At 60.5% G+C, this 22,401-nt stretch carries 24 protein-coding genes; all 24 read right to left on the bottom strand.

Features of this window, described 5'->3' with window-relative positions:
- Positions 1-115: 115 nt before the first annotated feature.
- The 24 genes from QWJ34_RS07715 to QWJ34_RS07600 all read right to left on the bottom strand — a co-directional run bounded on the left by QWJ34_RS07715 (position 116) and on the right by QWJ34_RS07600 (position 22,339).
- A complete protein-coding gene (locus QWJ34_RS07715; protein WP_302726633.1) occupies positions 116-1,618 on the bottom strand; it encodes an AAA family ATPase in 1,503 nt (500 codons plus the stop codon).
- On the bottom strand, positions 1,611-2,156 hold the full coding sequence (locus QWJ34_RS07710; RefSeq protein WP_302726631.1) for a heavy-metal-associated domain-containing protein: 546 nt from the start codon (positions 2,154-2,156) through the stop codon (positions 1,611-1,613). Before QWJ34_RS07710 ends, QWJ34_RS07715 begins: the two co-directional genes overlap by 8 nt.
- 381 nt (positions 2,157-2,537) lie before the next feature.
- Positions 2,538-3,056, bottom strand: a complete 519-nt coding sequence (locus QWJ34_RS07705; protein ID WP_302726629.1) for a cell wall elongation regulator TseB-like domain-containing protein — start codon at positions 3,054-3,056, stop codon at positions 2,538-2,540.
- A gap of 25 nt (positions 3,057-3,081) precedes the next feature.
- The gene (locus QWJ34_RS07700; protein ID WP_302726627.1) at positions 3,082-4,392 is read right to left on the bottom strand and encodes an amidohydrolase; all 1,311 of its coding nucleotides are present in this window, start codon (positions 4,390-4,392) and stop codon (positions 3,082-3,084) included.
- Complete coding sequence (locus QWJ34_RS07695) at positions 4,355-5,032, bottom strand: redox-sensing transcriptional repressor Rex (protein WP_302726625.1); 678 nt, start codon at positions 5,030-5,032, stop codon at positions 4,355-4,357. The genes QWJ34_RS07700 and QWJ34_RS07695 overlap by 38 nt, the downstream gene beginning before the upstream one ends.
- A 26-nt stretch (positions 5,033-5,058) precedes the next feature.
- Positions 5,059-7,923 (bottom strand): ATP-dependent DNA helicase DinG, encoded by a 2,865-nt coding sequence (gene dinG, locus QWJ34_RS07690; RefSeq protein WP_302726623.1) that lies wholly within the window; start codon positions 7,921-7,923, stop codon positions 5,059-5,061.
- A gap of 217 nt (positions 7,924-8,140) precedes the next feature.
- On the bottom strand, positions 8,141-8,524 hold the full coding sequence (panD, locus tag QWJ34_RS07685) for an aspartate 1-decarboxylase (protein ID WP_302726621.1): 384 nt from the start codon (positions 8,522-8,524) through the stop codon (positions 8,141-8,143).
- Complete coding sequence (panC, locus tag QWJ34_RS07680; RefSeq protein WP_302726619.1) at positions 8,517-9,443, bottom strand: pantoate--beta-alanine ligase; 927 nt, start codon at positions 9,441-9,443, stop codon at positions 8,517-8,519. Before panC ends, panD begins: the two co-directional genes overlap by 8 nt.
- Positions 9,440-10,393 carry a 3-methyl-2-oxobutanoate hydroxymethyltransferase gene (gene panB / locus QWJ34_RS07675; protein WP_302726617.1) on the bottom strand — a complete coding sequence of 318 codons (954 nt, stop codon included), beginning with the start codon at positions 10,391-10,393 and terminating at the stop codon, positions 9,440-9,442. Before panB ends, panC begins: the two co-directional genes overlap by 4 nt.
- 348 nt (positions 10,394-10,741) lie before the next feature.
- Positions 10,742-11,785, bottom strand: coding sequence for a biotin--[acetyl-CoA-carboxylase] ligase (locus QWJ34_RS07670; RefSeq protein ID WP_302726615.1), 1,044 nt, complete (start codon positions 11,783-11,785; stop codon positions 10,742-10,744).
- The gene (locus QWJ34_RS07665; protein ID WP_302726613.1) at positions 11,782-13,305 is read right to left on the bottom strand and encodes a CCA tRNA nucleotidyltransferase; all 1,524 of its coding nucleotides are present in this window, start codon (positions 13,303-13,305) and stop codon (positions 11,782-11,784) included. Before QWJ34_RS07665 ends, QWJ34_RS07670 begins: the two co-directional genes overlap by 4 nt.
- Before the next feature lie 42 nt (positions 13,306-13,347).
- Positions 13,348-14,505 (bottom strand): N-acetyl-alpha-D-glucosaminyl L-malate synthase BshA, encoded by a 1,158-nt coding sequence (gene bshA, locus QWJ34_RS07660; RefSeq protein ID WP_302726611.1) that lies wholly within the window; start codon positions 14,503-14,505, stop codon positions 13,348-13,350.
- A 64-nt stretch (positions 14,506-14,569) separates the two neighbouring features.
- Positions 14,570-15,277, bottom strand: a complete 708-nt coding sequence (gene bshB1 / locus QWJ34_RS07655; RefSeq protein WP_302726610.1) for a bacillithiol biosynthesis deacetylase BshB1 — start codon at positions 15,275-15,277, stop codon at positions 14,570-14,572.
- The gene (gene mgsA / locus QWJ34_RS07650) at positions 15,270-15,695 is read right to left on the bottom strand and encodes a methylglyoxal synthase (protein WP_302726609.1); all 426 of its coding nucleotides are present in this window, start codon (positions 15,693-15,695) and stop codon (positions 15,270-15,272) included. Before mgsA ends, bshB1 begins: the two co-directional genes overlap by 8 nt.
- Before the next feature lie 64 nt (positions 15,696-15,759).
- Positions 15,760-16,560: a 4-hydroxy-tetrahydrodipicolinate reductase gene (gene dapB / locus QWJ34_RS07645; protein WP_302726607.1), complete on the bottom strand. Its 801-nt coding sequence runs from the start codon at positions 16,558-16,560 to the stop codon at positions 15,760-15,762.
- Positions 16,557-16,913 carry a nucleotide pyrophosphohydrolase gene (locus QWJ34_RS07640; protein WP_302726605.1) on the bottom strand — a complete coding sequence of 119 codons (357 nt, stop codon included), beginning with the start codon at positions 16,911-16,913 and terminating at the stop codon, positions 16,557-16,559. The genes dapB and QWJ34_RS07640 overlap by 4 nt, the downstream gene beginning before the upstream one ends.
- Positions 16,914-17,005: 92 nt before the next feature.
- Entirely contained in the window at positions 17,006-17,650 is a 645-nt protein-coding gene (locus QWJ34_RS07635) for a DUF1405 domain-containing protein (RefSeq protein WP_302726603.1), read from the bottom strand.
- Between the two features lie 133 nt (positions 17,651-17,783).
- Positions 17,784-17,990, bottom strand: a complete 207-nt coding sequence (locus QWJ34_RS07630; protein WP_302726601.1) for an IDEAL domain-containing protein — start codon at positions 17,988-17,990, stop codon at positions 17,784-17,786.
- 329 nt (positions 17,991-18,319) lie between these two features.
- Complete coding sequence (locus tag QWJ34_RS07625) at positions 18,320-18,925, bottom strand: histidine phosphatase family protein (RefSeq protein WP_302726599.1); 606 nt, start codon at positions 18,923-18,925, stop codon at positions 18,320-18,322.
- A 32-nt stretch (positions 18,926-18,957) separates the two neighbouring features.
- Entirely contained in the window at positions 18,958-19,572 is a 615-nt protein-coding gene (locus QWJ34_RS07620) for an anti-sigma factor (RefSeq protein WP_302726597.1), read from the bottom strand.
- Positions 19,562-20,167, bottom strand: coding sequence for an RNA polymerase sigma factor (locus tag QWJ34_RS07615; protein ID WP_302726596.1), 606 nt, complete (start codon positions 20,165-20,167; stop codon positions 19,562-19,564). The genes QWJ34_RS07620 and QWJ34_RS07615 overlap by 11 nt, the downstream gene beginning before the upstream one ends.
- A 202-nt stretch (positions 20,168-20,369) precedes the next feature.
- Entirely contained in the window at positions 20,370-20,990 is a 621-nt protein-coding gene (locus tag QWJ34_RS07610; protein ID WP_302726595.1) for an immunity protein Imm33 domain-containing protein, read from the bottom strand.
- Positions 20,991-21,041: 51 nt separating this feature from the next.
- Positions 21,042-21,485: a hypothetical protein gene (locus QWJ34_RS07605; protein WP_302726593.1), complete on the bottom strand. Its 444-nt coding sequence runs from the start codon at positions 21,483-21,485 to the stop codon at positions 21,042-21,044.
- Positions 21,486-21,487: 2 nt separating this feature from the next.
- Positions 21,488-22,339, bottom strand: coding sequence for a metallophosphoesterase family protein (locus QWJ34_RS07600; RefSeq protein ID WP_302726591.1), 852 nt, complete (start codon positions 22,337-22,339; stop codon positions 21,488-21,490).
- Positions 22,340-22,401: the final 62 nt, after the last annotated feature.

Genomic DNA, 22,401 nt, shown 5'->3' with positions numbered 1-22,401 from the left:
CTACACAGGCCGGATTCGGACGGAGCGAATACGCTCAAAAAAAGTCGAAAAACATAAAAGCGCGAGAGCCGCCGGTGCGGTTCTCGCGCTTTGGAATCATTCGATCGAACGACGGTCAGGCGGGCAGCTGCGCCAGTTCGCGAAACTGCGCCCGGAATTGATCGCCGGACAGCACTTCCTCGCGCAGCAGGATATCGAGCGAACCTTCGAACACCTGGCGGTAGCGGTCCAGCTCCCGGCGGGTGTCTTCGGTCAGCGCGCGCAGAATCTTGTCGTTGTGCTTCATCAATTCTTCCTGGGTCAGCATCTTCAGGCTGACGATGCCGAGATCGGTCAACCCGGAGACGATCATGTTCTCGACCAGATCGAGCGCCTGCTCGAAGTCCCCGCGCGATCCCGTGCTGCGTCCGCCGTAATACAGTTCTTCGGCGGCGGAGCCGGCCAGCGCGATCATGATCTGCTCTTCCAGGAACTGCTTCGTATACAGATACTGCTCTTTCTGCGGGTTGTGGCGCACATAGCCGAGCGCCTGTCCGCGCGGGCTGAGCGCCACCTGGCTGACGCTGCCCGGACGCAGCGTTTCGGCCATAATCGCATGGCCCAGCTCGTGGATCGCCACGCGGCGCTTCTCGTCGGCGCTCGATTCGCGGTCGGTCTTCTCCCCGAGCATGACTTTATCGATGGCGCGCGACAAATGCTGCTGGCCGATCTGCGCCTGCTGCTCGCGCATCGCGTAAATCGCCGCTTCGTTCATCACGCTCTCCAGCTGCGCACCGGAGAAGCCGTACGCTTCTTCCGCGATGCGATCCAGATCGGCTTCCTGCGAGACCGGACGGCTTTTCGCGTGCAGTTCGAGAATATGCTTGCGGCCTTTCTTGTCCGGCAGGTCGACCTGGATATGACGGTCGAACCGGCCCGGGCGCAGCAGGGCGCTGTCGAGCATTTCTTTGCGGTTGGTCGCCGCAATCAGCAGAATGCGCGGTTCTTCGTTATTGTAGATGCCGTCCATTTCAGTCAGCAGCTGGTTCAGCGTCTGGTCGTACTCGCGCTGCTGGCCGCCTTCGCGCTTGCCGCCGATCACGTCGATTTCGTCGATAAAAATAATCGCGCTCTGCTTTTTCTCCTGCGCGGCGCGATTGCGCGCGTCGCGGAACAAATCGCGGATGCGTCCGGCGCCGACGCCGACGTACATTTCGACGAAGTCGCTGCCCGACGCGGCCACAAACACGGAATCCGTATAATGCGCGGCGGCTTTGGCCATCAGCGTTTTGCCCGTTCCCGGAGGCCCGGTCAGCAGAATGCCCTTCAGCGGACGGATGCCCAGCTGCTTGATTTCTTCGTGCTTGATCAGGAAATCGAGCGCTTCGCGCAGTTCCTGCTTGGAGTTGTCCTGTCCGCCGATCTGCTCGAACGTGAATTTCTCCGGCTTCTGCTTCTTGCGCTTGCGGTCCTGGGCCGCGCCGACGGCCAGCCCGCCGCGCATCTGAAGCACGGTAAAAATGCCGACGCCGATCAGTCCGAGAATTGCGATCGGCATCACATTGACACCGATAAGGGCCAGGAACAGTACAGACGCGATTGCAATTCCGATCAAGATTTCTTTGCTCCATCTAGGCATTGGTTTGTCCTCCCGTTCCCTGCGACGCGGTCAGCGGCAGAATCACGTATTTGTTGGCCTGCTTGTCCGCGGAGGAACTCAGAACCACATAAATATAATGATCGTCCATATCGCTCGAAATGGTATAAGCGACATTTTCGTCTTGAATTTTGGACAGCGTGTTCGGAATCAGCGTGTAGCGTTTATTGGCCATTGCTTCCGCGACGGAGAACGAAGCCTCTTTCCAGAGCGCGTCGATTTCGGGAGTGGAATGGTCGGCGATATCGAATACGACGGTTCTGTTCTTGAGCAGCTTGCCTTCTTCTTTGCGAAGCTGGGCGACCATTCCGCGCAAATCGACATTCGATTCCAGATCGAGTTTCAATACCGCTTGCTTCTGGGTAATATCCACTTGAGCGCTGGTCACGCCCGGATACTGGCTCAGCATGCGTTCGATCGGACGTTCGAGTGCGGTCTGACGGTACAGAAACCAGCCCCCGAACAACAAAAGCAGGGACACCGCGGCGGTGACGGCAATGGGCAGAATCCGGATCTTCAATGGGCATTTCTCCTCTTCGTGCTGTGTGGTCGATCATGGGAGAGTATCTGACATCCATAAGAAAGAACTCAAAAGAATTCACGCCTTTTTTGAAGCATTTGGAACAAATGCTTATTTGGCGTTTTTTTGCATTTTCGCCTGACTCAAGCTTTCTTCTATCCAATTTAACGCTTCGTTGAGAATAAGTATATCACACCCTTTTCCCATTTTCTAATCCGGCTTTGCTTTCAAACATGCTTGCTTGGCACGATTCGGACCGGGAAAAGCCTCCCTCTGCGCGAAAAATCCGTTCCTATTCTTGCCGTCCGGATCGCAAAAAAGAACGGCTTTCCCATCGCAAAAGCGACGGAAAACCGTTCTTTTTTGAAATCCGTAATCGCTCTACCATTTCGGCAGATCGAAAGCCTCTCCGATCGCGCTGCCGTCTTTCATGCTGTAGAAGCGGTAATAATGCGTGTCCTGCTGTTCGTAAAATACCTGCCAGACATGCCGATTGTCGTAAAATCCCGGCAGCATGCGAATAATCTTCGCTTCGGGCAGTTCCGTTTCGACGCGCCGCTCCATATCGCTCCGTGCAATCGTTCCGGCCAGGGGCAGCACATGCGCCTTGCTCCCGCCCTGCGCCGGCTGTCCTTCGGCTGTATACGGCAGCCAGACGTACATTTCTTCGCCGGCCGCATTCTTGCCCAATACGACCCAGTAGATCGAGTCTTTGCCCCAGACCCACTTGTCCGCCCGCTCCACTTCGGTCAGATTCTGCTGCGAACGCGCCGAAGCGATTGCCGCGTCTTTTTCGCTGTTTCTGCCCTGCAGCGAAAGCGTGTAGTACAGATAAGCGCCGAGCAGCAGGATCAAGGCGATCACTACGATCAGCAGGATTGTTTTTTTGCGCTTGCTCACGTTCGCTTTCCTCCCGATCTTCCGGTTATCGGGCCAGCAGCCCTTCGAACGCGGACTGCGCCTCGAACCGGATTCTTTCTTCGTCGAGCGTCAGGCACTCGCGGTTCTTGACGACCTGCACCCCGTCCACCCACACGTGGCGCACATCCTGCGCCGCGGCCGAATACACGATATGCGATACATAATCCGTACGCGGCAGGAAATGCGCCTGCTCGGCGTCGAGCGCGATAAAGTCCGCTTTCATGCCTGCCGCCAGCGTGCCGAGGTTGTCGATATACAGCGACTGCGCGCCGTACAGCGTGCCCATCCGCAGCGCTTCGAGCGCCGGGACGGCCGTCGGATCGCCCGATACGCCTTTGTGAATCAAAGCGGCCAGCCGCATCTCCTCGAACATATCCAGGTTGTTGTTGCTGGCCGGTCCGTCCGTTCCCAGCGACACGACGACGCCCGCGCGCAGCAGTTCCGGCACCCGGGCCACGCCGCTCGCCAATTTGAGGTTGCTGCCCGGGTTGTGCGATACCGCTACGCGGTTAGCCGCCAGCAGTTCGATTTCTTCGTCCGTCAGATGTACGCCGTGCGCCACCATCGACGGACGGGAGAAAAAGCCGAGCTTTTCCAGATGGGCGACCGGACGCAGACCGTAGTCGTCGACGTTCTGCTGCACTTCCGCCGCCGTTTCCGACATATGCGTATGCAGCGGCAGATCCAGATCGTGCGCCGCCTGTACAAAGCGCTCGATATAATCCGGCGGACAGGTGTACGGCGCATGCGGCGACATCATGACCGTAATCCGGCCGTCGGCTCCGCCGTGCCAGTCTTTCGCGAAGCGGATCGCTTCCGCCAGCTTATGCTCCTGCTCCTCGGCCGAGCACAGCCCGATTACGCCGCGGGTCAGCGAAGCGCGGATGCCCGACTCCTGCACGGCCTGCGCCACGCGGTCCATATGGTCGTACATATCGAGGAACGTCGTCGTTCCGCCTTTGAGCATCTCCATAATGGACAGCGAACTGCCCCAGTAGACGTCGCCTGACGTAAACTTGGCTTCCATCGGCCACATTTTTTCCTGCAGCCAGGATTGGAGCACCATATCGTCGCCGTAGCCGCGCAGCAGGGACATGGCGGTATGACCGTGGCTGTTGACGAGACCCGGCATAAACAGCAGTCCTTTGCCGTCCACGGACGGCAGATCGCGCGCGTCTTCCGGTTCTTCTTCGCCGATGTAGGCGATTACGCCGTCTTCGACCACCATGCAGCCGCGGACGACGCCGCCGGCTTCCGCAGTGGCGAATACGCCGTTTCTAACGATCCACTTTTTCGGGCTGTTTGTCGTTGTCATGGACTTCCGTTTCCTTTCCGTTATCAAGATAGTAAGCCAGGCTGAGCAGATCGGTCGTAAAGTCGGCCGCGTGAATCCGCACCTGCTGCGGAACGCGCAGCACGGTCGGCGCAAAGTTCAGGATCGCTTCGATCCCGGCGTCGACGAGCTGGTCGGCGACCCGCTGCGCTTCCGAATCCGGAACGGTGATAATGCCGACACGGATACTTTTGTCGATTACGGTTTCTTTCAATTCTTCGATCGGCTGCACGGTCAGCATGTTGATCTTGGTTCCGATCTTCGGCGTATACGAGTCGAACACGGCTACGATCTTCATGCTTTCCTTGAGATACATATTGTAGTTGGACAGCGCGTGTCCCAGATTGCCGGCGCCGATGAGAGCGACGTTGATCTGGCGGTCCAGCTTCAGGATATGGCGAATCTTCTCGATCAGGTAAGACACGTCGTAACCGATGCCTTTGCGTCCGAAATCGCCGAAGTAGGCCAGATCCTTCCGGATTTGAGCCGGATTAAGATCGAGCTTCAGCCCGAGTTCCTGCGAGGATACGGTCATCACTTCGCGCTTGTGCAGTTCGGTCAGGTGGCGCAGGTAAACGGGAAGTCTGCGAACGACGGCTTCCGAAATTTTTTCCGCTTTCATTACAAGGTCCCTCCCAGGGAAAAAAATTAATCCGTCTTCTCCTCCGGCCCCAGCCATTCGGCGACTCTCGGAACGATTTGTTCCAAAGCCATATGCTCCATTTTCGGACCCGGCAGGGAATATAAAAAGTATTTGCCGTAATACGATTCGATGACGCGCGTATCGTACACGATCACGATGCCCCGGTCGCGGCGCGTCCGCACCAGCCGGCCGAAGCCCTGCTTGAAGCGGATCACGGCCTGCGGCACGGACAATTTCATAAACGGGTTGAGATTCTGGCGCTTGAGCAGTTCGCTTTTGGCTTCCAGCAGCGGATGGCTCGGCGGCTGGAACGGCAGCCGGACGATCGCCAGGCACGTCAGCGCGTCTCCCGGAATATCGACGCCTTCCCAGAAGCTGCTCGTCCCGAGCAGCACCGAACGCGGACTGTCCTGGAAGCGCCGGGTCAACCGGCTGCGGCTGCCGCTGTCCACGCCCTGCCCGATCAGCGAAATGCCCGAAGCGGCCAGCATTTCTTTGAGCGGGTCGTAGACCTGGCGCAGCATCCGGTACGAAGTGAACAGCACGAGCATCCGCCCCTGCGTCGCTTCGGCCGTGCTCGCCAGCGAGTCGGTCAGCGCCGCCAGGAAGCGGGCGTCGGCCGTTTGGCCTTTGACGCTCGGAAAATCTCTCGGAACGATCAGCAGCGCCTGCTCTCTATAATTGAACGGCGAAGGAAGCACTTCCGTCAGCAGTCTTTTTTGCGACGCCGCGTCCCTCAGGCCGAGCTGGTCGATCATATAATCGAACTTCTTGTCCACCGCCAGCGTGGCCGACGTGAGCACGATACTTTTCTTTTTGTCGAAAAAGTGCTGCTGAAGCTGCCCGCTGACGTCGATCGGCACCGCGTACAGCTGAATGGACTTGCTTTTGAACTGCGTGCTGCCTTCCAGCCAGTATACCGTGCTTCCGTCGTCGAGCCGCATAAAGAAGCGCAGCGATTCCCGCGCTTCGGACAGGTCCTTGATCAGCCCGGCGATATCGGTCGCGATGCCTTCGGCCGTATAATCGCCGCTGTCTTCCTTGACGGAAGCCGCCATCCGTTCGGCGCGGCGAATCACTTCGCCGAGACCGACATAGATCTGGTTCTCCACGCCGGACAGCGTATCCCAGCCGCCCGGATACTCGCCCGCCGTCAGGCGCAGCGTGTGCTGTCCGGCTTCCGGGGCCGAAGCGTCCGTCCGGTCGGGCAGCAGCGTATACAGCAGCTCGGTCAGCTTGTCCCAGCTTTCCTTGGCGTCGATCAGCTCCGGCACGATCTCGTCGATCGCCCGCACCCAGTCGCCCGCTTTCTCGCCGCCCGCGCGGCTCAGCAGCTGGCGCAGCGCCGGCAGTTGGCCGTTCTTGCCGTCTTTGTACAGCCGGGTCATCGCATGGACGAACGAAAAGTAGTTCAGGCGCAGGCCCAGATGCTTGCCCGCCACGTCTTCCAGATGATGCGCTTCGTCGATGACGAGCCGTTCGTAGGCCGGCAGCAGCTGATCGTCGGCCTTGACGTCGGAGAACAGCTTGGAGTGGTTGGTAACCACCACGTCGGCCATCGTCGCTTCGTGCTTGGCGCGATAATAATAACAGCTGCGGAACCAGGGGCAGGCGCGTCCCAGGCACGAATCGGTTTCGCTCGCGATCGTGTCCCAGAAATCCTGGCCGCGCCCGATGCCGAGATTCAGTTCCTCGTCGTCGCCGCTTTCCGTTTTCGTCAGCCAGACCACGAGCTGGGCGGCGGTCAGCGCGTCGTCCGCCGGGTGGGCGAATTCGCGCCGTTCTATTTTCTGTTCCAGCTTGCGCAGACACAAATAATGCCGCCGTCCTTTGAATACGGAGGCGCGAAATTCGAACGGCACGACCCGGCTGAGCAGCGGAACGTCGCGTTCGCGCAGCTGTTCCTGCAAGTTGATCGTGTGCGTGCTGACCATGACTTTGCGGTCGTGCTTGACGCTTTCGTAAATGGCCGGGATCAGGTAGCCGAGCGATTTGCCCGTGCCGGTCCCCGCTTCGATCAGCAGATGCTTGTCGGCGCTGAACGCTTCTTCGACTTTGGCGAACATCATATTTTGCGCTTCGCGTTCTTCGTAACCGGGCAGCTCGGCGCGCAGATTGTCCTGCACCTGCTGCAGAAAATCTTCGAACGGCACGTTCTCCAGCGGATTGCCGTCGCGGATTTCCCGGGCCGGCGGAACCTCGCTCCATTCGCCGGTTTTCAGCGCGAACTGCCGGTAATATTTGAACTCGCCGCTTTCGTGCAGCGGTTCGAGTTCTTTTTCCTCGACCAGCGTATGAAAAAACCAGCCCAGATCGTCGTCGCCCGCCAGCAGCTCGGCCACGCGCTGAAGCGTGACCAGCGGCAGCGAGCGCGCTTCTTCCAGGCAGTGCAAAAACACATGCGCCGTCGCCAGCGCGTCGCTATCCGCCTGATGCGGCCGCTCGTGCTCGATCCCGAACTGCGCCGCCACCGCGCCGAGCTGGTAGCCGGTGATCGACGGGTACAAAATGCGCAGCAGATCGATGGTATCGAGAATGCGGCCGGTAAACGGCAGATAGCCCGTCTGATCGAGCGCCCGCTGCAAAAAGCCGAAATCGAACGCCACATTGTGTCCGATCAGGACGGCGTCGTCCAGCAGCGGGATCATGCCGATAATCGCTTCGTCCAATACCGGAGCCTGCTCCAGCTGCTCCGCGACGATTCCCGTCAGTTCAGAAATGAACGGAGGCAGCGGAACGCCGGGATTGACCAGCGATTGATACGTTTCCACGATCTCCAGATCGTGGTCGATAACGCTCAGTCCGATCTGGATGATGGCATCGGAGGACTGAGTGCCCGTCGTTTCAAAATCCAGTACGGCAAATTTCATGGGATCGGTAAATCCTTTCAGTCAGATTCTTTACCAGCATAACAGAGAAACGGCGGTTTGGGAAACCGTTCACGACTTCGCGGGCGATAAAAAAAGCGAGGCCTTCGCGCCGCTGACTGCGGCGGAAGGCACATCGCTCCCGGAGGGTCCGGATCTTGATCGGGGCGCCGCGAATCTGCGCGGCCGCCAAATACTTCGCCTGCCGGAACGCAGAAAATTAACGGATCGTCGCGTGAACTTCCTTGGCTGCCGTCTCGATCGCGCGGTTGCCTTCGTCCACGAACACGACGGTCGGCTTGTGCAGATGCGCTTCTTCGTTCGAAAGCGAAGCGTACGAGATAATGATGACCGTATCGCCCGGCTGAACGCGGCGCGCCGCCGCGCCGTTCAGGCAGATTACGCCGCTGCCGCGCAGACCCGGAATCACGTACGTTTCCAGGCGTTCGCCGTTATTGTTGTCGACGATTTGGACTTTCTCGTTCTCCAGCAGGTCGGCGGCGTCCATCAGGTCTTCGTCGATCGTGATGCTGCCGACGTAGTTCAGGTTCGCTTCCGTGACGGTCGCGCGGTGAATCTTGGATTTCATCATCGTTCTATACATGCAAAGGGGCCTCCTTGAGATTCAAAATCGCGTTGTCGATCAGTCTTGTCGAACCGAACTTGACGGCCAGCGCCAGAATGACGGAACCGCCGGAATCGCGAAGATCGGACAGATCCCGCTTCGGATCGAGCGGCTGCAGTTCCGGGAACGTCAGCAGTTCCACATAGTCGATCTGTGCGAGCGGCGATGCCTGGATACTGCCGGTTACGCCTGCAACGATCTGCTCCGGCGTAACCTCCGCTTCGGATTCGATTCGCGCCGACGCTTCGCGCAGCGAACGCGATAGCACGAGCGCCTCGCGGCGCTGTTCTTCGCTCAGATATACGTTGCGGGAGCTGAGCGCCAGTCCGTCGGCTTCGCGCACGATCGGGCACGGCACGATCCGCACATCCATGTTGAGATCGGACACCATTTTTTGCAGCACCGCCACCTGCTGGGCATCTTTGGCGCCGAAGTAGGCTTTATCCGGCTTGACGATGTTGAACAGCTTGGAGACAACCGTCGCCACGCCGTCGAAATGTCCGGGACGCGAAGCGCCGCAGAGCCGTTCGGTCACGCCGGTTACGGCAACGGTCGTTCTGCGCTGTGCGGGATACATTTCTTGCGCCGAAGGCAGGAAGACCACATCGACGCCTTCGCGCGCCGCAAGCTCCAGATCCGCTTCCTCGCTGCGCGGATAACGTTCCAGATCTTCGTTCGGTCCGAACTGGATCGGATTGACGAAAATGCTCAGCGCCGTAATTCCGTTTTCCCGCCGCGCCCGGCGCAGCAGGCTGGCATGGCCTTCGTGCAGATAACCCATCGTCGGCACGAAGCCGACTTCGTTTCCGGATTCGCCGCCGGCGCGTTCGGCGCGCAGCCGTTCAATCAAGCCGCGGACTTCGGCGATCGTACGCGCAATTTGGGGAGACGCGTTCATCCGCGCGCACCCACTTTTTCTTTATCGGCCGCCGCATCCGGCGATTGTACCGTCGTTTGCGGCTCCGTCCGCTCCGAAGATTCTTCGGTTTTGCCTCCGCCGTACAGCGAGTCCAGCGATTCGGTCACGCCGGCATCGGCGCGGAATACATGCTGCTCGGCCGGGAAAGCGCCGCTTTTGACTTCGCTCACGTAATCCTCGATACCGCCGCGGATCTGCGCGCCGACGTCGGCGAACGTTTTGACGAATTTCTTCTCCATATAAGGCGAAGCGTATTTGACCACGTCGTGGAACACCAGCACCTGTCCGTCGCATTCCCGGCCGGCGCCGATGCCGATTGTCGGGATCGACAGTTCGCGCGTGATGGCCGCCGCCGTTTCTTCGGCCACCAGCTCCAGCACGACCGCGAACGCGCCGGCCGCTTCGAGCGCTTTGGCTTCTTCCATCAGCCGCTTGGCATCCGCTTCGTCTTTGCCCTGCACGCGGTAGCCGCCGATCGTATTGACCGACTGCGGCGTCAGGCCGATATGTCCCAGCACCGGCACGCCGGCCTGCACGATCGACTTGACCGCCGCCGCGATCTCCAGGCCGCCTTCCATCTTGACCGCGTGCGCGCGGCCTTCCTGCATCAGCCGGCGCACGCCTTTGAGCGTTTCGTCCGTGCCGCCGTGATACGTCATAAACGGCATGTCGGCGACGATAAACGTATTCTGCGCGCCGCGCGCGGTCGCTCTTGTATGATAAACCATGTCGTCCAGCGTAACGGGAATCGTCGAATCGTAACCGAGGACGACGTTGCCCAGCGAATCGCCGACCAGGATCAGATCGACGCCCGCTTCCTCCGCCAGTTTCGCGGACGGATAATCGTAAGCGGTAATCATCGTCAGACGCTCGCTTTGCTGTTTCATTTTCCGGATTTTCACAACGTTCAACGCTTTTTTTGCTGCCATTTTTAATCAGGCTCCTTTTGTGGATAGTCGAGGTTGTTTGCAAAGGATTTACAAATCCGTCCAACGCAAAAAACCTTTTAGCTGTCACCAAAAGGGCCGAAAAGTTCAGAAGAAACGCGCTCGAATATTCGCTTCTCCCTTCTGTCTCGGTCCTCATACGGCTCAGAGCAGAACTGCAGGGCCTTGCTTCAGTCCGGAACGGATCGTCCGGCTGCCTGTTCTTGATGCTTGCCCGGCTTTGCGCCGGCTTTCGGTTTGCTGCACGTTTGCTGTTTGCGGCAGTGCGGTTCGCCGTCGTTCGCCGATACCGCCTCCACACCGCAAGTATAACAAAGTTTCAAAAATAAATCATCTTTCTTTTGGATCGTCCCCGGACGCCCTGCCCGGATACAGCTCGATATCGCCGGAATAGACCGGCAGTACCTCGCCGTCCTCCGTCTCAAGCCGAAGTTCTCCTTGTTCCCCGAGTCCCGCGGCCCGTCCGCGGCGTTCGCCGCGCGCGTCGCGGACGACGATCTCGCGGCCCAGCGTCACGCTGAGCGATTCCCACAGCAGTCGAATCGGTTGAAAACCGTGCTCGGCATGCAGCGACAGCAGCGATTCGAACTCGTTCATCACGGCGGCGATCAGCGCCGAACGGTCGACTTCCTTTCCGGATTCGCGGCGCAGCGAAGTGACCTTTTGACGCAGTTCTTCCGGGTAATCGGCTTCTTCCAGATTGGCGTCGATTCCGATTCCCATGATACAGTGCCGCACCCGGCCGTCTTCGACGACGGCTTCCAGCAGAATGCCGCACAGCTTGCGGCCGTCCGCCAGCAGGTCGTTCGGCCATTTGATGCCGGCCTGCACGCCGGTCTCGGCGCGGATGGCGCGGCACACGGCCACGGCCGCCAGCAGCGTCAGCTGCGGCACGGCGGTCAGCGGCCCTTCCGGGCGCAGCACCGCGCTCATCCAGACGCCGCGTCCGGGCGGCGAATGCCAAACGCGGCCCTGCCGGCCGCGGCCGCTCGTCTGCTCCTCGGCGACGACGAGCGTGCCTTCCGGCGCCCCGGCGCGCGCCAGGTTCTCCGCTTCGGTCTGCGTGGAGTCCGTCCGCGCCAGCACGGTCAGACTGCGGCCGAAGCGCCGCGTTCGCAGCGAAGCTTCGATCCGGCGCGCGTCCAGCGCCGCGGCGGAAGCCGCTAGGCGATAGCCGAGCTTGGGCGCGGCGTCGAATACGTATCCGGCGTCCTTGAGGCGCCGGATTTGTTTCCATACCGCCGTGCGGCTCACGCCGAGCCGGCGGCTGATCTCTTCGCCGGACAGATATTGTCCGGCGGCGGCTTCGAACATGTCCAACAGCCGGTCGCGGCTGCCGGCCGCTTCTTCGCGCGGAACTTCGCGATCGCTCATTGCGGCTTCGCCTCCTTCGGCCGATTCGGCGGCGCGGAATCGGCGGCGGTGCCCGGCTCGCTTTCAAGCCGGGCGATCTCTTGCAGCAGCGCGGCCCGCTCGTTGGCCGCGCGGCCCAGGGCGGCGGCTTCGAGCAGCCGCCGGATCAGCGCGCCGAGCCACGGGCCGGGCGCGCGGCTTAAATGCTCGGCGATCTCCGTGCCGCCGAGCGCCAGCTCCCGCGGCGATTCCGCGGGTATCGCCGCAAGCCAGCCGGCCGCCTGCGAGCGCGCGGCGGCCCGTTCTTCGTCCGCTCCGTCCGCCGCGGAGCGGTAAAGCAGCCAGCTTTCGGCCGCGGTCCGGCCGAAATCGAGCACCGCGCGCACGAACGCGAGCCTCCGCTCGGCTTGCGCGCCGCCGGCTTCATCCTCCGGTGCGGCGCCTGGCCGCACCGCCTGCGGCCCGCGGTTTGCGCCGGAATCGGCCGCTCCGCCGCCGATTTTCTCCTCCGGCGGGCTGCTGCGCCGCCCAGCCTGCGGCGCTGCGCTTTGCTCCGCCGCGGCCGCCTCGCCGCTTTCCGCGTCTCCCCCGGCTTTGCCGTTGCCGCCGCTTTCCGCTTCCTCCGCGCCCATCCGCGCGTCGATCCGCAGCACCGCCGCGGCGGCTTTGGCGAAGCCGCCGGAGAACGTCCAGCTCTTCAGCGTCCGCTCCGCTTCTTCGCCGGTCACGCCCAGCCGCGCCAGCAGCGCGGCCCAGCGCAGCTCGGCCGGCTGCGCCGGCACTTCGCCGAGCGAAGCGAAGCCCCGCTCCTGCGCCTCCGCCAACCGCTCCGGCGGCAGCGGAATCTTCGCTTCCGCCAGCAGCGCGCTGCGCTCAAGCAGCCGGAGTCCTTCCTCCGGCCGGGGGCCGCCGAGCATTTTCTCCAGCTCGGCGCGAATGCGCTCCGCGGCGATATGGACCATATTGCCGCGCAGTTCGAGCAGCGCTTCCCAGGTGTCCGGCTCAAGCCCGAAGCCGAACACGGAAGCGAAGCGCACGCCGCGCAGCATGCGCAGCGCGTCTTCGCGGAACCGCTCGCGCGCGTCGCCCACGCAGCGAATAATTCCGCGCGCGAGATCTCCGCGCCCGTCGTACGGATCGATATATCGCCCGTCGAGGCCGCGGGCGATCGCGTTCATCGTAAAGTCGCGCCGGCGCAGGTCCTCTTCCAGCGACCGCACGAAGACGACCTCCTCGGGCCGACGGAAGTCTTTGTACTCCGACTCCGTCCGGAAGGTCGTCACTTCAAACGGTCTTTTCTCCAGCACGACCGTCACGGTGCCGTGCTCGATCCCGGTCGGCACCGTGCGTTCGAACAGCGCGGTCACTTCTTCCGGACGCGCCGAAGTCGCGATATCCATATCGTTGACCGGCCGGCCGATCAGCTCGTCGCGGACGCATCCGCCCACCCAGCAGGCTTCGTGCCCCGCTTGTTCGAGCGTACGCAGAATCTCCGCGCTCAATCGCACTTCTTCCGGGTGTGCATGTTTCCACTGCGTCAAGGATTTCAACTCCGTTTCCGTCGTCGCGCGCAGGATGCGCGTTCAGCCCTGCGCAATCGCGCACGGCTGCTTGCGTCCCAGCACGCGGTAATAAATTTCTTCGTATTCCCGGGTAATCTTTTTGTCGCAGAATTTCGTATGCGCCCGCTCCAGGCAGGCTTCGCGCATCCGCGCCCGCTTGCTTCCGTCGCGCAGCAGCTCCGCCGCATAGCGCGCCATCGCTTCCGTATCGCCGATCGGGGCCAGATAGCCCGTGACGCCGTGCTCCACCAGCTCCGGAATACCGCCCGCTTCCGAACCGACCGTCGGCACGCCGCACGCCATCGCTTCCAGCGCGACCAGGCCGAAGCTTTCTTTTTCAGACGGCAGCAGCAGAATATCCGCCAGCGAAATCACCTGCGCGATCTCGTCTTGTTTGCCGAGAAAATGAATCTTGTCTTCCAGTCCCAGCTCCCTGATCTTGCTCTGCACCTTCGGCATATCCGGCCCCTCGCCGACCAGCAGCAGCTTCGCCGGCATCTCCCGGTTCACGCGGTGAAACACGTCGATCACGTCGGGCACCCGTTTGACCGGCCGAAAGTTCGAGATATGCATCAGGATCTTCTCGTCCGGCGCCGCGAAGTCGCCGCGAAGTCCGGCGACTTCGCGCGGATAATACACCCTTTTGTCGATAAAGTTGTACGTCAGGTCGATATCGCGGGTGATGTCCAGCGCTTCGCGCGTTTGACGGATCAGGTCCGCCGACACCGCCGTCACCGCGTCGCTGCGGTTGATGGCAAGACCGATCAGGTCTTTAAGCGTCACGTCCTGCCCCAGCACCGTAATATCGGTCCCGTGCAGCGTGGTCACGATCTTCAAATCTTCGCCGACCATTTGCTTCGCCAGATACGCGCAGACCGCGTGCGGCACCGCGTAGTGGACGTGCAGAATATCGAGCTTTTCGCGTTTGACCACCTGCGCCATTTTGGAAGCGAGCGACAGATCGTACGGCGGATAGCGGAACACGTAATAGTCGCTGACTTCCACTTCGTGATAATGAATATTTTTATGAAAGGCACCCAGCCGGAAAGGAATGCTGTGCGTAATAAAATGGACTTCATGTCCTTTTTCCGCCAGCAGCTTGCCCAGTTCCGTCGCCACGACTCCCGATCCGCCGAGGGAGGGGTAGCAGGTGATGCCGATTTTGAGTGTGTCGTTCATTAAGCCCGGAACTCCTTTCTCGCTGCGATCCCTTTTTGACGTTCGAACCTAACTTGAGCGCGTTTTAAAACAGATTAACCGCGTACGGCAGACGGGACGCAAAGCCTTCCGCGTAGCCGACGCCCCTTTTTTGTCCGAGCAGCGAATCGCGCGCTTTCACCCGTTCCACATACTGCGCGGTCAGCGGCGTCGCCACGGCATCCAATCCCTGCTTCGGTCCCGTAAACTGCGATTCGTAGCAGCGCAGCGCGGTTTCCTTCGCCTCGTATACGTCCGTCACGTCGACCATCAGGTCGGAGCGCCCCGGATCGTTAATGAAGTAAAAATACAGCTGGCCCACCGTTACCGGCGCAAGCTCGGGCATATACCGGCGCAGCTTGGCGTTGAACACCGCTTCCTCGACCAGTCCGCTGCAGGCGATATGGTCGGGATGACGGTCTTCCCAGTAGGGAGCGAAAACGATTTTCGGCGCCCGGCGCCGAACCTCGGCCGCGATCGCCCGGATATGCTCGTCGGTGCGCGCAAGTCCGCGGTCCGGCAGGCCGAGATTGCCGCGCGCGGAGAGGCCGAGCACGGCGGACGCCGCCTCGGCTTCTTGTTTGCGCAGCTCCACCGTGCCGTTGGACGACATCTCCGCGAACGTCAGATCGCAGATGCCGACGCGATAACCCGCGCGCGTATGCTTGACGATCGTCCCGCCCATCCCGATCTCCGCGTCGTCGGCGTGGGCGCCGAACACGAGAATATCGAGCGTCTGGCCGCGATCACTCATTGCCTTCGATTCCCGGTTTGTATTTGTGCACCAGCTCGCGCCAGCCGAAATCGCCGCGCATCAGCGCTTTGACGAGAATTTCGGCGGTCGCCACGTTGGTCGCCACCGGAATGCCCTGCACGTCGCAGATGCGAAGCAGCGCGGTAATATCCGGCTCGTGCGGCTGGGCCATCAGCGGGTCGCGCAGGAAAATAATCAGATCCAGCTCGTTTTCCGCCACCAGCGCGCCGATCTGCTGGTCGCCGCCGAGCGGTCCGGACAGAAAGCGGTGAATGTTCAGACTCGTCGCTTCCATGATGCGCTGCCCCGTCGTGCCCGTGGAATACAGCCGGCAGCCTTCGAAAGCCTGCTCGTAAGCGGTCACGAAATTGACCATCTCGTCTTTTTTGCGGTCGTGCGCGATAAATGCGATCTTCATCGAATTCCCTCTTTCCGATTTATCGATAAACTGCGGGCTTGTCTCGCTTGGCAAGCCGCTGCGCCTACATCAAATGCTCGAAACCGTAGATCATGCCGCTATATTCCATCACTTTTTTGATCCCGATATTGACGCCCGGCATATAGCCCGCGCGCTCGTAGGAGTCGTGGCGGATCTTGAGGCTCTGCCCGTAGCCGCCGAATACCACTTCCTGCTGCGCGAACACGCCCGGCAGACGCAGGCTGTGGATGCGGAAACCTTCGTATTCGCCGCCTCTTGCGCCCGGCAGAATCTCTTCTTCGTTCGGGTTGCCCTGCTTGATCTTCTCGCGTCCTTTGGCGATCAGCTCCGCCGTTTTGATTGCGGTGCCCGAAGGCGCGTCGAGCTTCTGGTCGCCGTGAGTCTCGATAATCTCCACGTGGGGCAGGTACTCGGCCGCTTTGGCCGCGAACTGCATCATCAGGATCGCGCCGATCGAGAAGTTCGGCGCGATCAGCCCGCCGATCCCCGCTTCGCGGCACAGTCCGTCCAATTCTTCGATCTGCTGCGGCGTAAAGCCGGTCGCGCCCACTACGGGGCGAACGCCGTGCTTGATCGCCGTTACGGTATTGCCGTAGACGACGGACGGGACGGTGAAGTCCACCAGCACGTCCGGTTGGCTCTGCGCAAGCGCCGCGTCCAGATCGTCCGCCGTGACGATGCCGCACGCTTTGCCGCCGGCTAATTCGCCCGCGTCGCTGCCCGCGCCCGAACGGTCCACCGCGGCGACCAGTTCGAGACTTTCGTCCGCCAGCACCATTTTGACGACTTCGCGTCCCATCCGTCCGCCGGCTCCGGCAACGGCCACTTTGATTGTTTCGCTCATGCTTGTTCTCCCTCCCGCGCTCCGTCTTCGGCGTCGATGCGCGTCCAGCGGTCTTTGTCGCGCGTCGCAAATTTATGCATCACCCGGTCGTGCGCTTCGGTCAGATCGATATTCAGCGAATTGGCGAAGCAGAGCGTGATAAACAAAATATCGCCCAGCTCCAATTCGATCGAATTGTCGTCCTCGCTGTTCTTTTTCGGCTTCTCGCCGAAGCTGTGGTTCACTTCCCGCGCCAGCTCGCCGACCTCTTCGCTCATGCGGGCCAGCATCGACAGCGGACTGAAATATCCTTCCTTGAACTGCGAGATGTAGCGGTCGACTTCGCGCTGCATCTCCGCCAGGCTCTTCTCCATAACGGGTCCGCCTCCTTTGCGGTGTAAGGTCTGATTCACTCTTTCATATGTTATCGCAAAGGGAATTTGAAAACAAACCTTTTATTGCCGTCTTATCGGTTCGCCGATCTTGCGCCGCGCCCCGCCGCGCGAACGGCGATCCAGGCGGCCAGCACGCTGGCGGCGGTCAAAGCGAACGTAAAATTGCGCACCTGATTCAGCCGTTCCATGTGCTGCAGCGACAGGTACGGATAGATGCCGTATGTATAATCCATCGTATCGTTCGCAAACGTCCAGATCGCCGCCGGAATCAGCCAGAGCGTGCCCAGCGTGAAAAAGCGCACGTACAGCAGCGCTTCGACCGCCATAATGCCGTGCGACGCGATCAGCATCCAGCTCAAGCCTTCGATCGGCTGGCCGAGCGCCGCGTCCCAGACAATGATCGAGATCGCCCAGACGCCGTATTTGACCGAGGTGACCACCGCCAGCGCTTCGATTAGATGCTTCACGCCGCGCATCAAGCGCGAAGACGGAGGAAAGAGCAGGCCGAGCAGCGCCAGCGTAAAAAACAAACTGCCGGTCGGGCTGTCGGGCACAAATACGATCTGCCACGCGGGATGCGTATCCCAGATATCGATCAGCTGGCCTCCGTACCAGTAGTACCCATATACCGTGCCGATCAAATTGCAGACGAACAGCAGCCAGAGTATTCTGCGATCGGTCAGCAGCGCGCGACTCCAAATCCATGAAAGCGACATCGTTTTCCTCCCGGATATCAAGTTAAGCTTGTTTCGAACGTCTTATCCCATAAAAAGCCTGACCGCACAGGGCGGTCAGGCTTTTTATGAACCCGCTTTTATTTTAACTTTCACGTCTCCAAGTTGGCAAGCATTAAGATGCGGTCGTAGGTTCCGTCCCGCGTTCCAAAGTTTTCAATTCGCTGGTCAAAGCCAGAAAGGCCAATTCGTCTCCTCTGGCAAGCGCCGCGTCGATATCCTGCTGCAGCGTTTCACAGCGCCGTTTGCGCAGTGCTTCGTCCCAAACCATCTCGGCGGCCAGACCCAACATCACTTCGTAAGCAGCTTTCATCTTGTCCAAAGGACGCACCTCCCGAGTTATCGTTGTACAACCGGCATGCTTTTGTTTCGACGACTGTTTGATAAAGAAATTCCGGAACCGGGTTTCCCCTGAACCCCTGCTGGTTTGTCTGTGAGCGCCCTCATGATTGTCCGGCTCAAAAAGCTTCCGGCAAAGCCGAGGGCTTCTCCTTTCTCTGCTTTTAACCAGAAACAGTCACCGTGCACCAAAAAAAGGCATAAAACAAATAATTTTTATTCAGCGAGCACTTCCCGGCGCCGGATAACGCGAAAAAGCCTTCCGCCGCGGCGGAAGGCCCGATATGAGGTTGAAATCGCGAATTTTCGTTGTTACAGCGTTCGCCGATCGCCCGAAGGTTCTTCCAGCAGATGCTTCGTGCAGTTGTAAAGCAGCGGCTCCCAGAGCTCGCCTTCTTTCTCCAGCACGGTCAGCGCCAGATTGCCGATTCGTTCGGTATAGCGGCCTTCGTACAGCGCCAGGTACAGCTGCGCGAGCAGTCCGCCGTGGCTGATTACGAGCACGTTGCGATCCGGATGCTTGGTTTCGATATCGTCCATAAACGCCAGCGCCCGCTCTTCGAGCGCTTCAAGCTTCTCCTGGCCGATATCGAGCGAATTCCAATCGGTTCCGAAGCGTTCTTCGCGTTCGGCCTGCGTCATGCCTTCCACCTGCCCGAATCCCCGCTCCGCCAGCCGCTCGTCGGCTTCAAGCAGCGGAATATCGAGCGCCGACGCGATAATCTGCGCAGTCTCCCGCGCGCGCAGAAGGCCGCTGGAGATTGCGAAGTCCCAGCGGTAAGGCTCGCCTTTCAAGCGCTTCGCCAGCCGGTGCGCCTGTCTGCGTCCTTCTTCGTTCAACGGTATATCGCTGCGTCCCTGAATGCGGCCCGCGGCGTTCCAGTCGGTAAGCCCGTGTCTGATCAGTCCGATTAACATCCGAATCCATTCAGCTCCTCTGCGTGTGTTCTTTATTTGCGCATTGTGGCGATGCGAGTCAGCGACAGCAGCGCGAGGCCCATTCCGGTCAGCGACAGGAACATCCAGTACTGCGGGTGGGTCGGTCCGATCTGAGCGACCAGAGGTTCGACGATCCCGCGTCCCGACGCCGGTTCTTCGTCCGCCGCGATCGTATCGGAAGTTCCGGCTTCGACCGTCAGCGGCTGAACGATCACGCCCGCGGGCACGGAACCCGCCGCGGACTGTTCCCGATCGGGAATGCCCCATCCGGCCAGATAAATGAAGCTGACGAGAAAAACGGCCAGCAGCGCGGCGATCCAGACCGCGGCGCGGCTGCGGAACCGGTGCTGCGAAGCATAAGTCTTCGCTTCTCCGGGCAGCAGCCACGGCGACTCGGCGTAAATCCGGTCCATGACCTTGCGGTTCATGCGTTCCGCGTCCAGATCGGGCGCGTCCAGGCTCGCTTCTCTGAGCAGCTTGTCCAGATCCGGCAGCTCTTCCGCTCCGAACGTTTCGATCTCCCGTTCTTCCGGGCGAAATCCGGGGTCTTTGGCGTCTTGCTGCCGCTGCGCATGCGGACTCCAGCGAAAACCGCTGCGGTTTCCGCCTTCTTCTCTACCCTTCATTCGGTCTCATCCCCTTGTAAACCTCTTCTTCGTAGACCGGGCCGTAATAATAGGGTTCCAATTGGTTTTTGATGCTCAGCCGCGCCCGGAACAGCAGCGATTTGACCGAGCTGATGCTCTGCCCCAGAATCGTGGCGATTTCCTGGTAATCCATCTGGTCGTATTCGCGCAGAATCAGCGCCGCGCGCTGTTTCTCCGGCAGATTGTCGATCGCCGAGCGCACCATGCCGACCTGTTCGCTGCGCAGCAGCGCCTGTTCGGGCGCCGCGTCCGTCGACGAATCCATCACCAGCTCGCCGTCTTCCAGCGGAACGCTCGCCGCGCGGTGCCTGCGCAGTTCGCTGAGCGCGGTATTTCTTGCAATCGTATACAGCCACGTGGAGAAAGAAGCTTCCACCTCGCGAAACGATTGAAGACTTTTGAATGCTTTATAAAAAGTTTCGGAACTGACGTCTTCGGCGATATGACCGAGGCCCGCGCCCTTCAACATGTAGTACGTAAATGCCAGGATTTTGCGCTGGTAGCGCCGCATGAGAACCGAGTAAAGTTCGACATTCCCCGCCTTAATCTCCCGAATCAACTGGGAATCTTCCATCGAAAACGTGCCCCTCCCTCGCTCGCCGCAAAAAATCTACAGCCCATTTTATCATAAAGCGCGCGCTTTGCCAAAAAAGATGAAAGCGTGCTGTCGACCCATAGACGCGCGAGGCCGCGATAAAGTTGCAGCGGGCGGCAAAATTTTCTATCTTTATTGTATCTTTACCCGCTTTTCGCTTTCGTTACCGCGGCTTGGACGTTTATTGCCGGACCGGCCAGACATTCCGGTCTTCTCCGTCGAGCACCGCCTCCACGTTTTCTCCGTCCAGCACGGCCGCATAACCTTTGGGCAGCGACAGCATTTTCAGCACGCCCGGTCGAAGTTCGAGCAGCTGGAAGATATAGTACAGCTTCAGCTCGCCTTGCTCGGGCTTTCCCTCCGCCGGCCCCAGATACCAGCCGGAGCGGCTGTCCTCCCGGTGATCGGTGCGCTCCAGGTAGACGCGCCCGGCTTCGAGCGCCCGCTGTGAAGCGATCAGGGTGTCTTGAAACAGCGCCGTTTCTCCCGAGGCGCCCGTCAGCTTCAGCACCTGATTCTGGGAAAGCTGGACGGATAGCGTCTCGGACAAGTCGTCGCTCGTGCGGGAGAACGGGTCCGTGCCGTAATCCGGCGCGAGAATCTCCACTGCCGCATCGTCCAGCTCGTGCACGAACAGGATACTCCAGCCGACCTGGATTTTCATGCCGTTTTCCAGAAATCCCGCTTCGGCTTCCGTCCGTTCGAACAGATCCAGCAGGAACTCTCCCTGCGCTTCGAGCGCCGAGTCGCATTTCAAAAAGAAATCGCGGCTTCCGATCCGTTTGGTTTTCGTAATCTGCATATTCGATCGACTCCTTCGGCATAATCTGCGAGCGCGCATCGGGCAAAACGTTCAGGAGAGCTCCCCGCCTTCTGTCCGTTCCCGCTCTTTTACATACTCCCGGTAGCCCCAGAACGCTTCTTCGCGCCCTCCCCCTTCAAGCAGCGTCGATACGGCGTAAGACAGAATATCCACCCACTGCGCCATGAGTCGGAGCTGTTCGTCGGAGATCAGGTCGCTCTTGCGCAGCATGCCGTCCGGCTCGACGGCCCAGGCGCGCGCGTACTGGCAGATGCTCCATAATCCCGATACGATCGTGCGGTCCAGCGCTTCTTTCTCCAGCTCTTCCGAGAGCGTATCGACGATTTGCATCAGCTCGCGGAAATTTTCTTCGATCAATATTCCTTGAAAAGGACGCAGCATGCCGAGAAACCCGCGCTGCATCCCTACATGCTCCGGATCGTCGTGCATAAAAGCGTGGATGCGCAGCTTTTCGATCGCTTGTTCTTTATCCATGTTCATTCCTCCGTCCAAGCTGTTGTCAGGGGTTCTCTGCCGCCGGTATCCGGCGCCGAACGGCGCCTGAACACAAACGCCCTGCCGTCCGCGTTCAGCACCTGAACGCCGCCGATCTCGACAAGCGGCTCCTCCCAGTGCACGTGTCCGCAGCAGACGAGCGCGCAGGTCCGCGCCGCTTCCAGTATTCCGCGCACCCGGGAATCTCCCCGACACCCGGCTTCGGGCGCATCCGGCCCCTGGTGCAGCAGCAGGATTTCCGGCTCTGTCCGAAGCAGTCGTTCCAGCTGCTCCATAAATTCTCGCTCCGGCATACGATTCGGCCTTCCCGGACGCCCGGTGATGCCGCCCAGACCGGCCAGCTCGACGCCGGCGAACGTCTTGACGCCCGGCGCGGCGAAAAAAGCGGTCCGGTCCGCTTCGGCAAGTTCATTTGCGCTCTGCGGCGCGAAGCGGTCGTGATTGCCCGCCACCCCCGCCACCCAACCGAAGCTGCGGCCCAAAGAACGCCAGACCGGCAGCGGATCGCCGCTCGATCCCCGCACGGCGGGGTCCGCGTACAAATCGCCGCACAGCAGAGCAAGCACGCGCCGGGGATCGATCTCCGGCAGCTCGACCTCCAGCAGCAGTTCCAGACGCGCGGAAAGTTCTTCTCCGAGCAGGACCGGCGCTTGTGCGGCGGTCATCGCTCCCTGCAGGTCCGACGCGACGATCAGGCCGTCCAGACTGTCCGGCAGGCCGGCGACTTCCCCGATATGCACCGGCAGAAGCGCGGGCTCCGCGCCGCCGCCCGGAGCGGCCGACCAGTAAGGCACGTTATCCGCCGGCTGCGGGGAAATTGAAACGATTCTCATGCTCATCCCTCTCTTCCCGGTCCGGTCGCGGAATGCAATCTATTGCCGCCGCAGCGGCCGCC

It is taken from the genome of Saccharibacillus sp. CPCC 101409 (genome assembly GCF_030518235.1).
GTDB lineage: Bacteria > Bacillota > Bacilli > Paenibacillales > Paenibacillaceae > Saccharibacillus.
Note: the sequence above shows the minus strand (reverse complement) of the source record. Positions and strands in the feature narration are given on the sequence as shown.

What these genes read in the sequence shown, in the direction of transcription:
- QWJ34_RS07695 (WP_302726625.1), bottom strand. Translation starts at nt 5,032, where the DNA reads ATGAAAGCGGAAAAAATTTCGGAAGCCGTCGTTCGCAGACTTCCCGTT.
- QWJ34_RS07635 (WP_302726603.1), bottom strand. Translation starts at nt 17,650, where the DNA reads ATGTCGCTTTCATGGATTTGGAGTCGCGCGCTGCTGACCGATCGCAGA.
- QWJ34_RS07620 (WP_302726597.1), bottom strand. Translation starts at nt 19,572, where the DNA reads ATGAAGGGTAGAGAAGAAGGCGGAAACCGCAGCGGTTTTCGCTGGAGT.
- QWJ34_RS07610 (WP_302726595.1), bottom strand. Translation starts at nt 20,990, where the DNA reads ATGCAGATTACGAAAACCAAACGGATCGGAAGCCGCGATTTCTTTTTG.
- panB (WP_302726617.1), bottom strand. Translation starts at nt 10,393, where the DNA reads ATGGCAGCAAAAAAAGCGTTGAACGTTGTGAAAATCCGGAAAATGAAA.
- mgsA (WP_302726609.1), bottom strand. Translation starts at nt 15,695, where the DNA reads ATGAAGATCGCATTTATCGCGCACGACCGCAAAAAAGACGAGATGGTC.
- bshB1 (WP_302726610.1), bottom strand. Translation starts at nt 15,277, where the DNA reads ATGAGTGATCGCGGCCAGACGCTCGATATTCTCGTGTTCGGCGCCCAC.
- dinG (WP_302726623.1), bottom strand. Translation starts at nt 7,923, where the DNA reads ATGAAATTTGCCGTACTGGATTTTGAAACGACGGGCACTCAGTCCTCC.
- QWJ34_RS07715 (WP_302726633.1), bottom strand. Translation starts at nt 1,618, where the DNA reads ATGCCTAGATGGAGCAAAGAAATCTTGATCGGAATTGCAATCGCGTCT.
- QWJ34_RS07600 (WP_302726591.1), bottom strand. Translation starts at nt 22,339, where the DNA reads ATGAGAATCGTTTCAATTTCCCCGCAGCCGGCGGATAACGTGCCTTAC.
- QWJ34_RS07615 (WP_302726596.1), bottom strand. Translation starts at nt 20,167, where the DNA reads ATGGAAGATTCCCAGTTGATTCGGGAGATTAAGGCGGGGAATGTCGAA.
- QWJ34_RS07605 (WP_302726593.1), bottom strand. Translation starts at nt 21,485, where the DNA reads ATGGATAAAGAACAAGCGATCGAAAAGCTGCGCATCCACGCTTTTATG.
- panD (WP_302726621.1), bottom strand. Translation starts at nt 8,524, where the DNA reads ATGTATAGAACGATGATGAAATCCAAGATTCACCGCGCGACCGTCACG.
- panC (WP_302726619.1), bottom strand. Translation starts at nt 9,443, where the DNA reads ATGAACGCGTCTCCCCAAATTGCGCGTACGATCGCCGAAGTCCGCGGC.
- QWJ34_RS07640 (WP_302726605.1), bottom strand. Translation starts at nt 16,913, where the DNA reads ATGGAGAAGAGCCTGGCGGAGATGCAGCGCGAAGTCGACCGCTACATC.
- QWJ34_RS07700 (WP_302726627.1), bottom strand. Translation starts at nt 4,392, where the DNA reads ATGACAACGACAAACAGCCCGAAAAAGTGGATCGTTAGAAACGGCGTA.
- QWJ34_RS07625 (WP_302726599.1), bottom strand. Translation starts at nt 18,925, where the DNA reads ATGTTAATCGGACTGATCAGACACGGGCTTACCGACTGGAACGCCGCG.
- bshA (WP_302726611.1), bottom strand. Translation starts at nt 14,505, where the DNA reads ATGAACGACACACTCAAAATCGGCATCACCTGCTACCCCTCCCTCGGC.
- dapB (WP_302726607.1), bottom strand. Translation starts at nt 16,560, where the DNA reads ATGAGCGAAACAATCAAAGTGGCCGTTGCCGGAGCCGGCGGACGGATG.
- QWJ34_RS07670 (WP_302726615.1), bottom strand. Translation starts at nt 11,785, where the DNA reads ATGAGCGATCGCGAAGTTCCGCGCGAAGAAGCGGCCGGCAGCCGCGAC.